This window comes from Psychrobacter sp. AH5 (genome assembly GCF_040371085.1).
In the GTDB taxonomy this organism is placed as follows: Bacteria; Pseudomonadota; Gammaproteobacteria; order Pseudomonadales; family Moraxellaceae; genus Psychrobacter.
Map to the genome: position 1 here is coordinate 97401 of NZ_JAMBMT010000006.1, position 12008 is coordinate 109408.

Here is a 12008-nt window from a genome sequence, read left to right on the forward strand (position 1 = left end):
TGGATTGTATAGATGTAAGGGAGTGTGTAGATGTTGTGAGGGGTATAATGGTTGGTGGGGTAGATAAAGTTATGTTGGAGGAGGGGGGAGGGGTTTGGAGATGTAGTAGATGTGGGAGTTGAGATTTGAAGGTTTAATATTGAATATTTTGTTGAGGGGGATGATAAGAGCAGGTGTTGGTAGTGATGTGTGTTGAGAAATTGGAAGGGGGTTGTGGGTTAGGAGGGGAGTGTGGAGAGAGTGTGTTTTAGGTGATAGAATGATGTGTGGAGGTGAGGGATGAGGGAGGTAATGAGTGAATTGAGAGGATAATTTTAGGGGGAGTTTGGATAGGAGGATGGATGAGAGGTAAGGGGGAGGAGGGTTATAGAGGGGATGTGAGAGTATGTTGTTAAAGTAATGGTAGATTAATGGGAGGTGTGTAGTTTATGTTTTGGGGGGTGATATTGAGTGGTAGGGTGAGTTGTTGGTTGTGAGTTAGTATTTTGGTGAGGGTTGATATAGTGAGATGGAGAGGATTGTATTGTTATAATTGGGTTTGATGATGTGTAGGGTATAGTAGTGATTATGGGTTGGTTGGGTTTTGTGAGTTGGGTGGTGGTGTTGGGTGTGGTGTTTGTGGGGGTTGTGTGGGGGGTGGGTTTTGTGTGTGTTTGGTTTGGGAGTGTTATTTTTGTAGGATGTGTTGGATTTGTATGTGAATTGGTGAGTGGGTTGGGGGTGGGGTGGGGGGGGTGTGTGGAAGATGGGTGTTGGGGTTTTTTATGGGTTGGGTGGTTGGTGGTTTTGGTGTGATTTTGTGATGTGATTGTGGTGGAAGTTGTTGGGTTAGGTGATGTTGTTTGGTTGTGTGATTATGAGTTGTTTGAGTTGGGTGTAGATGTGGGTTTATGGGTGTTGGGGTGGGTGGTGTGGGGGTTTGGTGATGTGTTGGGGTAGGTTGTGTTTTGTGGTGTTGGTGTTGATGAGTTGTTTGGGTTGGGTTTGGTGGGGTTGGTGGTTGGTTGGTGGGTTTTGGTGGTGGGGTGGGTTTGGTGGTGGGGGGGGTGGTTGGGGGTGGGGTGTTGGTGGGGTTGGGGTGGGGTGGTTTTGGGTGTGTGGGAGTGGTGGGGAGGGGGGGTGTGGGGGGGTTGTTGTGGTGGGGTGTGGGGTGGGGGGTGGGGTGTGTTGGGGGTAGTGGGGTGTTGGTAGTGGGGTGGGGGGGTTTGGTGGGTGGTTGTGGTGGTGGGATGGGTTGGTTGTGTGTGAGTATGGGGTGGGTTGTGGAGTGGGGTTGTTGTGAGGGGGTGGTGTGTTTTGGGTTGTGGGTGGTTGTTGGTGGTTGGGGTGGTTGGGGGGTGTTGTGGTGTGGTGGTGGGTTGTGTGTTGTGTGGGGTTGGTTGGGGTGGGGGTTGGGGGTTGTGGTGTGTGGGTGGTTGGGTTTGTGGTTTTGGGTGGTGTGGGGTTGGTGTGGGTTGGTGGGGTGGTGTTGTGTGTGGTGGTTTGGTGGTGAGTGGTTTGGGTGTGGTTGGTGGGGGGGGTTTGGTTGGGTGGTTGGGTGTTTGTGGGGTGGTGGGGGGTGTGGTGGGTGTGGGGTTGTGTGGTGGGTGGGGTTGTTGGTGTGGTGGGTGTGGGGTGGGTTGGGGTGTGTGGGTTGTTGGGTGGTGTGGGGTGGTTGTGGTGGGTGGTTGTGGGGGGGGGGGTGGTTTGGTGTTGGGTTGTGGTTGTGGGGGTGGTTGGTGGTGTGGGTGTTGGGTGTTGGGTGGGGTGTGGTGTGGGGGGGTGGGGGGGGTGGTGGGGTTGTGGGGTGGGTGGTGGGGGTGTGGGGGGTGGGGTTTGTGGGGTTGGTTGGGGGGTGTTGGTTTGTGGGTGGGTGGGTGTGGGTTGGGGGGGTGGGTGGTGGGTGGGGGTTTGGGGGGGGGGTGGTTTTGGTGTTTGGGGAGTGGTGTGGTGAGGTTGTGGTGGGTAGTGAGGTGGGGTGGGTAGTTTGTGGTTAGTTTGGTTTTTGTGGGAGTAGGGGGGTAGGTATGTGTATTGAGGTGTTTTGGTTATTGGGTGATTAGGGGGGATGGTATAGGTTATGGGGGGGTATGTGGGTTTGTTGGGGGGTGTAGGGTGTGTGGGTGATGGTGGTGGTGTGTTTGGTTTTATGGTGGAGGGTGTTGGATAGGTGTGTTTTTGTGTTGGGGGTTTGGGTGTTGGTATTGGTGGGGGTGTTGGTGTGTATGTTTGGTAGGGGTGGTTAGGTGGTGGTGATAGGGGGAGGGTTTGGTTATTGTGTGGGTTGGGATATGTGGGTTGTTTGGGTGTGTGTTGTGGGGTGGGGGTGTTGGTGTGGTTTGAGGGGTGAGGGGTTGTGGTGGTGTGGTTGTTGTGTTGATATGGAGAGTTGTGTGGTGTGGGGTGATTAGGTTTGTGGTGTTTTGGATGGGGTGGGTGAGGGAGTTGGTTTGTGGGGGTGGTGATTTGGTGTGGTGGTGGGTTGTAGAGTGAGTAGGGTGGTGGGGGATTTGTTATAGGGTTGGTGGTTGGTGATGGGGGGAGTGTTGGTTGGGTGTGTTGTTGTGGATTGTGGTAGGTGTGGTGTTTGTGATTGTGAGTGATGGTGGGGGTGAAGGTGATGGGTGTGGTTTGAGTTTTGGGTGGTGGAGGATGGGATTGTTGAGGTTGGTGTGTTATGGGTGGTGGGGAGTTTGGGATGGGGGGATGTTGGTGGGAGTGTTGTGTGGGTGAGGGGAATGGATGAGGTATGGGTGGGTGTGAGTTAGGTGATGGGGGGTGAGTTTGTTGGTTAAGGGAGGGGGGGGGATGGTTGGGGGAAATGGGATTATATATAATGTGATGTGTTGTGTGTGGGGATGATGTTTGTGTGATAGAGGATTGAAGATTAGGTGTGGGGGTTAGGTGTGGATGTGGAGGTTGATTGAGTGAGGGGGTGGTAGTGGGTTTAGATGGTAGTTGGTTAGTGTTAAGTGGTGGTTATGTATTAGGGGTTTGGTGGGTGTGGTGGGGGTTGTGGATGTGGGGGGGGGTGGGTGGTTTGTGGGTGGGTTGGGAGATTGAGGGGGGTGGGTTGTAGGTTTGGGTATGAGAGGTGTGTTTTGAGAGGGGTTATGTTTATTGGAGGTATTTAGTTGTGGTGTGAGTGTGTTGTTTGAGGGTGGTGATGGGAGTTTTATGTAGTAATAGGGTATGGTGGTAGAATTAGGGTGGGTGGTTGAGGTATGATGAATATAGAATTTGTGGTATGTAGGAGTGGTTGGGATTGTAATGATTAGGTTGTTGAGAGTAGGTGTTGGGGGGTGGGTGGTGTGTGTGTGAATGTGGGTTAAAGGTTGGGGGTGTGTGTGGGGTGGGGGTAGTGTTAGGTGTTAGGTGGGTTGTTTGATGGTGGTTTAATGGTGGAGTTTTTTGTTGGGGGGGGATTTTGTGTGGTGTGATAGGTTTAGTTGTTTGGGTGGGGTTATGATATTGGTAGGGTGAATTTTTGGTGTATGTAGATGAGGAGGATTGGTGAGTGTAATGGTTTGAGGTAAGATATGGTAGGGTATAGTTGTTAAGAGGAGGGATTGGTAGTGGGGTGTGAGGTTATTGTTATGATGAGGGTGATTAAGGATTATGGGGGTGTTTGTGTATGTGTTGATAGAATTTTATATTTGTAAAGTTTTATGATTAAATTTAAAGAAGTGGTGGGTAGAGGGGGGGTGGTAAGGTGTAAAGTAAGGATGGGAGTGTTGAGATTAGGGATAGATTTGTTTAATGTAAAGATTGATAAAATAGGTAAAGTGGTTTGGAAATTTGGAGGATTTTGGGTATATAAATAGGGGTGAGAGATTGGTGGTAGTAGGGATGAAGTTTTTGAGTGATAATGATTATTGATTGAAGTTGAGTGAATTTGGTGAGGGTGTGTAGGGGGGGATTAGGTAGTGTAGGGATTGGTGTGTGTTATATTGATTGTTATAAGAGATGATGTGTGAGTGGTGGAGTTGAATATGGTAGAAGGGTGAGTGAGGGATAGGAGGATTGGAATGGTGTGGTTGGGGGGTGGGTTTTTTGTAGGGGAGGGTATTGGTGATTTGGAGGGGGGGAGTGGGGTGGGTTAGGGGGGGGGAGGAGGTAGTTTTGAGGTTGAGTGTTATTTGAGTTAGTAGTAGTGATGTTAAGGTGGTGGAGGTAGTGGAGGGAGTTGTATGGGGAGAGGTGGATATGTGTGGTGGATGGGTGGTTGTGTGGTGGGGTTTGTGATGGGTGGGGTGGGGTTTTAGGTTGGTTTTAGGTGGGTGGGGTTGGGATAGATATGTGTTGTTTGTGTTGGGGAGTGTGGTGTATGGGTTGGTTGGAATTAATGGGTTGGAGTGGGTGTTGAAGTGGTAAGAAATGGGTGGGGGATTGAAGATGGGTTAGTGATATGTAGGAGGTGGTAGGTGTGTTGTGGAGTTGAGTAGGGGGTTGGGGTGTGTGGTGTGTGATGATGAATGGGTTGGGTGGGGTAGATTTATTGGGGGGGATTGTGGATATTATGGGTATGTGTAAGGGATTTAAGTGGTGGTAGGTGGTTAGGGGGGTTGATGATGTGTTTATATGGTAAATTGGTTTTTTTGGATGGGGAAGGTGGGTGGATTGTATTGATGTGGGGGGGGGGGGGGTTGGGGAAGTGTTGTAAGTGTGGGGTGGGTTAGGGTTTGTTTTATTAAGGTGAGGTGTGGTGGATGGGAATGGGATTGTGGTGGTAGTGGTGTGATAAGTGGTGGGTGGAGTGGTGGGGGAAGTGTTTTGGTGGTTGTGGTGGAGGGGTGGGGGTGGGGAGTGGTTTGGTGGTGTGTGGAGTTGTGGGTTGTAGGTAGTTGGTTTGTTGTATTGTTGTGGGTTGATGGAAGTTTGTTGTGAGGTAATTTGGTTTAGTATGTTGGGGTTTGTATGGGTTTTAGTTTAGTGGGTGTGTGGATGTGGTTTGATAGGGTAGTTGGGGGGGTTTGGTTGTGTGGTGAGGTGTTGGGGGGGGTGGTTGTTGTTGGTTGGTTGGGGGGGGGGTTGGGGGTGTGGTTGGTGGGGTGGTTGTTAGTGTGGTAGTTTGGGGGGGGGGTAGGTGGTGGTTGGGTGTTAGTGGGTTGATTGGAGTTTTTTGGTTTGGTAGATGTTGGGTTTGTGTAGTGGTTGAAGGGGTGTAGTTGGATTTTAGGGTGGTATGTTTGGAGTGGTTTTGAGGGTTGTGTGGGGGGTTAGGGTTGATGTGTTTTGAGTGGTTGGTATTTGTTGTTGTTTGGGGGGTTGGTGTGTTTGTTGTTTTGGTGGTTGTGTGGGTGTGGGGTTGGTGGAGTGTGTTTTGGTTTATGTGGGTGTTGTGGGTGTGTTGTTGTGGGTTTGGTGGGGTTGGTTGGGTTGGGTGGTTTTGGTGGGGGGGTGGTTGTTGGTTTTTGGTGAGTGGGGGTTGTGTTTTGTGTTGGTTGTGGTTGGGATTTTGTGTGGGTTAGGTGGGATAGTTTTTAGGGGTTTGTTGTTGTTTGATGAGGTGTGGGGGGTGTGGGGTGGGTTGGTGGTATGGTGAGTGTTATTTGATTGGGTTTGTTGTGGGGAGTTGGTTGGTGTTATTAGTAGGGTATGGGGAAGTTTATAGGAAGATAAGTTTTGTTGAGGTGGGAGTTAGGATTTTGTTAAATGTAGGGTGTTGATTTGGGAGTGTATTTTATTGGGTGATGGTTGGGTTTGATTTTGTGGGTAGGTGTAGGGGTGTTGTGGTTTGATTTAGAGATTTTGAAGTGGGATGGGGGTGTATTGAGGGTGGGGGATTTGAGTTATGTTTATGAGGTTGTTAGATGGGGGGGTGGGTATAAGGTTGAGTTAGGTATAATGTTGATAGTGGGGTAGTTGGAGGTGTGGGAGTTTTTTGGGTGGTAGGGGGATTTGTAGGTGTGAGTTTTGAGGGGTTGGTATAGTTTGATTTTGGGTTGGGTGTAGTGATTAGGTGGTGGGGTATGTAGGTGGGTGTATGGGGGTGGTGGGTTGTGGTAGGTGAAAAGTGGTATGGGAGTTTTTTAGAGTTGTAGGTAGTTTAAGTTGTGGATGGTGGGTAGTGAGGGTATGTTGAGTGGTTATGGGTTTATAGTGGTATTAGGTGGGGTTGGGGGTAGGGGTAGGTGTTTGGTGGTTATAGGGTTGTTGGGGTGAGGGGGGTTTGTGATTGTAATTAAGTGGTAGGGGGTTGATGTTTTGTAGTTGTTTGTATTTGGTGTTGGTGGTAGTGGGTTAGTGTGTGGTGTAGGTGGTGGGAGTTGATTGTAGTGATTTGTATGGATTGGGGGATATTGTGGTTGATTGAATTTTTTTGAATATTTTGTGTATAGGTTTGGGGATTGGTGGAGGTTGGATTTTTATTTGGTGGGGAGTGAAGTGGGGTTTAGGTAGAAGTTTGTGGATAATAGGGTAGGGTAGTGATTTGGGTTGGGGAGGTTTGGAGTATGTAGGTAAATTTTTGTGTTGGTGGTTGTTTGTTTGGTGTGGTGTGGGTTGGAAGGGGGGTTATAGTATTTTGGTAAAGGGGTTAGGGATGTGGTGAGGGTGTTTATTTTTTTTGGTTTAGTGTGATAGATGGTGTTTTTGATTTTTAGTAGTGGGTTGTGAAGGGGGGGTGAGTGGTAAGGTGGTTTTAGTGAGTAAATGAGAGGGATTATTTAAGGTATAGATGGGGTAATTTGGATGGTAAGAGTTGGAAATGATAAGGTTGATAGGGAGGAGGGTGGAGAGTAAGTGATTAGGTGGAGTTGAGGGTAGAAATTTGAGGAGTTAGGGGAGGATTTGGTAATGGATGTGGGAAGGATTTGTTAATTGTGGGGGATGTGGGATGTGAATGTAGGGGGGTGGATTAATGTGGTGTTAAAGGTTTTGTTTGGAGAGAGGTGGGGTGAGGAGGATGGTGGTATGATGGGTAGGAGTTTGGTGAGAGTTGTTTGAGGAGGGAAATGGTATTTGAGAGTTTATTTGTTTGAGGGGGAGGGTAAAATGAGGTGATTGGAGAAGTGGGGGTGAGGATGATTTAAATATGAGATAAGGTAATAAGGTTGTTTGGTTAAGATGTGGAGGGTGGGAAGGATAGTGATGAATGTGATGTTGAGTATTTAAGAGTGTAGGGGGGGGGGTGGGTGAGGTGTAGAGTAGATAGTTGTGTGGAAGGTAGAGGGTTATGAAGAGGATGAGAAAGGAGAGTAGGTAAGGAGATAAGGGAGGAGGTTGTATGAGTAGGATTTGAAGAGGGGGGTTTGGTTGTTGGATAATGATGAGAGTAAGTGTTGGTAAGGTGATTGGGTGGTAATGAGAATGTGATGGTAGGAGGAGTATGTAATGATGTGGGGGGGTGGAAGGTGTTGGAGGTGAGGTAGAGTGGGTAGGTGGGGGGGGAGGGGAGAGAGTGTGGGGGTGTTAGGGGTGTTGTTTGAAAGAAGAATAGAGGGGAGAGTTAAATTGGGAAGGGTATGAGTATGTTGGGGGAGGGGGGAGTTTTGTGAGGATGGGATGTTAGAGAAGGGGGTGTGGGGGGTGGGGGTGGGGTGTTTGTTGATGGAGTGGTTGAGTTGTGAGTGTGAGTGGGGAGTGGGAGTTGTTTGGTTATTTTATGGTGAGGTTTGTTGTTGGGGGGTGTGGGAGTTAGGGGTGGGAGTTGTTTGTGTAGGTTTTGTGGTTTGGGTTATTTAGTTGGGGGGGTGAGGGTGTTGTGGGGTTGGGAGGTGTTTTGAGGAGGGGGATTATGGTAGTGTGGAGTTGGATAAGTTTGGGGGTTTTGGTGGTGATTGATGGGGGTAGGGGGGGTGATGGTTATTGGATGTTTTTGGAAGGTGTAAGGGGGTAGTGTGGTGATGGGGTTTTGAGGATGAGGGTAAGTGTTTGTGGGGATGTATGGTAGGATTAGTGTTTGGGGTAGTGTAAGGGGGGGGGGTGTTGGAGTGGGTGTTGTATTATTTATTGTGTTAGTTATTATTTAGTTGTGATTAATGGGGTGGTTTGTTTGGGGGGGGGAGATTGGGGTGGGATGGGGGGGGGGTTGGTGTGATAGGGGGGAAGATGTTTGGAGTTGGGGTGTTGATTGTATTTGTGGTTTTGGTGATTTTAGGGAGGGGGGTATTTGGTAAAGTGAGTGGATTTGGTTGTGATTGTGAGTGGGGTGGGTTGGTATGTTGGGTGGGGATGGTGGGGTGTTGTGGGGAGGAGTTAGGGATATTGGGGATGGGAGGAGGGGATGGTGGGGGGATAGTATTGTGGTATGTTTGGTGAAATGTGAAGGTAGTGGTATGAGGAATTGGAGTATTTGGAGGTTATAGGGGTTTATATGTGAGAGGGAGGGGTGGTTAGGTATTGTTGGGTAGGGTTGGTGGGGAGGGGATTTTTGGAGTAATGTGATATGGGGATTGATTATGGTGGGGGAGTGGAGGTTAGTGATTTGTTGTAGGGTTGTTTGAGGTGGTATTTTTGGAGTTTATGTTGAGTTTTGTATATTGGGTGTGATAGTGGAATTTGGTGGGTAGTGTTATTTTGTGTTGTAAGGTGAGGATTGTGAGGAATGTGTAGGTGGGTAGTGTGATTGTTAAAGTTGTGTGGATTTTTATGGGAAGTAAGGGTTGGGGGGTGAAGGGGGAATGATTGGAATAGGAGGTGATTTTATGTGTTAGTGAAGAGTTGGGTGGTAGTTTGGTGGGTGGTGGGATAATGGAATATGTGGAGAGATTTGTAGAAGATGTTATTGTATTTGTGGAATGTTAGGTGTGTGTGTTGGATGAGATGGGGTGGGTTTATGGGTGTGTTGGAATTGTTGGGGATGTAAATGATGTATTGAGAGATTGGATAATTGTAAGGGGGGGGGGTTGTTGTGGGTGTGGGGTTGGGATAGGTATTTGGGGGGGGTGAGGGTGGTTTTGGGGAAGTAATAGGAGTATGGTAGTTTGTTTGGAGGGGGGAGTAGTGATTGGGGAAATGTGTTTATGGTTGAGTTGTTGATGGGGGGGGTGGTAGTGGATGTGTTGTAAATGGGGGGGGGGGTGTATTTGGTGGATTAGAGGAGAGATGATGTGGATTATTGAATTGTTAGGTAGAGTTAATTTGAGGGTTGGTGGGTGGGTGGTGTGGGAGGGGGGGGATGGGGTTGGTGAATTTTGGGTTAAGATGAATGGGTGGGTTTTTTAAGGTTTGTGATGTGTGTTTGATATATGAGGGTTTGGTAATGGGTATTGTTGAGTAGGTTTGTGGGGTTTGTGGATAAAGGTAGGTAGGTGTTGGATTAATAAGAGAGGGTGGGGGGTAGTTAGATGATTGGATATGTTTTTGGAGGTTTGTGTAGGGGTGAAGGGGGGTTGATATGGTGTAGGTGGTTTAGGAAATTATGTGGTTGTAAGGTTGAGATGAGAGTGGTGTGGATTGTTTTGGGGATATAGGGGTGGGTGTAGTTAGATTTTTATGGTTGAGGTGGGGGTGATGGGGGGGGGGTGATGTGTGAATTTTGGGGGTATAGGTGATAGGGGGGTGGTTAGAATGAAGTGTAGAGGGTTGGGGTAGGGGGGTGTTTGGGGGGTAGTGAGGGGTATGGGGGAGGGTGAGTTAGGTTTGTTAGTTTTGGGGTGTGGTGATTGGGGGGATTAGGGGGGGTTGTGGTTGTTGGTGTAGTGATGTTGTTTTGGGGGGAGGGGTGATTGGGGGGGGTGGGGGTATGTGTGTTGTGATTTATAGAGGAGTGTTTGAGTGGGGATGGTAGGTTGGATATTGGTTTGGGTAATGGAAGGAGTTTTGTGGGGGTGGGTGTGGGAATGGATTAAAAGGTAGTGTATATGGTGTTTAGGGGGTAAGTTGTGTGGTGTTTAGGTGATGGTGGTAATATTAAAAGGGGTGAGAGTAGAATTATGATTATTAGGTTTTTTTTTTGATGTGTTTGGTGATTGTGGGGGTTGTGTAGTTTATGTTGTGAAGTGGGGTGTTTGGGAGTGGGTTGGGGTGGGTTGTGTAGTTTAGATCGTGGGTGGTATTTGTTGAGGTTGTGGGAGAGGGTAAGGAGAATGTAAGGTGTTGAAGGAGGGGGAGTGGGATGAGAGTTGAATTTTAAAGAAGTGGGGGGGTGGGTATGTATAAAGGGTGGGTGGGTTGGTAGTGTGGTAGGGGATGGATTTTGGTTAAAGTGAGTGTGGGTGTGGAGAATGGGAGTAAGGGGGGAATTAGGGGATAGGTTATAAGGGGGAGGTTAATTGATAGGGGATAGGATTAAGTTGGTGATAAGGGGGGATGGGATATGGATGTATGGTGGTAATGGGGGGGTGATGTGGTGATGATTTGATTGAGGGTAGAGAAGGGGTAGGTGTGTGATTTGGGATAAGTATAAGTGTGGGTTAGTGATAATTGTGAGGCTGGTGTAAGGGTGTAGGGGTATGAGGGATATGTTTAAAGAGTGTGTTTTTGATGGAGGAGGTAGGTATGGGGTGGAGAATAGGTGGTGAAGATAGAGGGAGGGGGGGGTAGGTGAATGGAAGAATGAGAGGTGTGGTATGGAAGGGTTATAGAATGGGGAGGTAGGGTGGTGGGGGTGGGTGGGTAGGTGGAGGGTAGTGGGGGTGTGATTAGTATGAAAGGGAAATGGGTAGTATGGGTGTGGAGTTTTGATTTTTTTGATATGATGATTGGATTGATGAGGATTTAAGGGGGGGGGAAAGAGGATTGTAGGTGGAGGTTGTGTGTAGGAGAGAGGGTTTGTAAGGAGGAGTAATTGTGAGGGGTTGGGGGTGATTAGTAATTTTGGGAGAGTGGTTGGTGGTGGGGGGATTTGGAGTAAGGGATGGGATAGATATTTAGGGTGAGAGGGGAGTGTGAGGGTGTAAAGGGTTGTTAGGTAATTTTGGGGGGGGAGGGGAGTGGGGGATTGTTTTGAGGGAGGAAATGGGGGGGGGGGAGTGAAGTGGGTGGTTGGTGATGTGATTTGGGTAAGTAGTGGAAGAGGAGTAGGGTTGTTGAATGGTGGATGGGGGGGGGGGGGGGGTGGATGGAAGTGGGGGTGAGAGAGGGGTGTGGGGGAGATGGGGTGTGTGAGGTGAATGAGTGTAGGGGGGTGAAGTAGGTGGGTGGGGATGGAAATTTAGTGGTGTGGAATAATATGAGGGTTGGTAGGGGGAGGGTGTGGGTGTGGGGTTTGAAGAGTGGGTTATGGGTGGGTTGTGTTAGATGGGGGTGGGGGGATGTGGGTGGTTGGGGGGGGGAGAGAAGTAGGGTGTGTAATTGAGTGTGTTGGGGTAAGTGGTGCTGGAAGGGGGGGGGGGAGGGGATGATGAGGTTTGGTGTTATGGTGGGGGTGTTATTGGGAATGAATGTTTTGGTAAGTAGGGGAAGGGGGAGGGATAGGGTGTTGGTTAGGGGTGTGGGGTGGGTTGGTTGATAGGTTAAGTGAGGGGGTGTTTGGGGTTTTAGTGGGGGTGGGGGGGGAGTGGGAGGGGAATATTATTGTTTTTGGGGGGGGGTAATGGATATTTAGAGTGTTTATTTGAGTTTGTAGTGAGGTAGGGTGGGTGGGGGTGGGTAGTGTTGGGTGTTGTGTGGGGATTTGAGGTGAGGTAATGGGGTGGTGGGGGGTGTAGTGGGGTAGAGAAGTGATTTTTAATGGGTAGGAGATTAAGGATTTGGTTATGATGGGGTTATTAAGGGAGGAATTAGAGGGGATGGAGTAGGGGGTGGGGGGTAGGGAGGGGGGGGTGGGTGAAGGAAAATGGTGATTTTATTGTGAAGAGATTAAAGGAGGGGAGTTGAGATGAGGGGGGATAGGGGGGGGTAGTATGGTGGTGGGGGTGTTGAGAATGTGTGTGAATTTTGGAGTTGAGGGTTGAGAGGTGGGTGTTTTGAATATGATGGTAGTGGTTGTAGGAAAGTAAGGGGGGGGAGAGTATAGGGTAGTGTGGGTATATTGGGGGATTAAGTAAGGATGAAGATTGTTGAGGGTTTTTTATTGAGTGGAGGAGGGTTAAGAGGGTTGTGGGGATTGTGGGTGGAGATAGTATTTGAGGAGTGATGTGTTT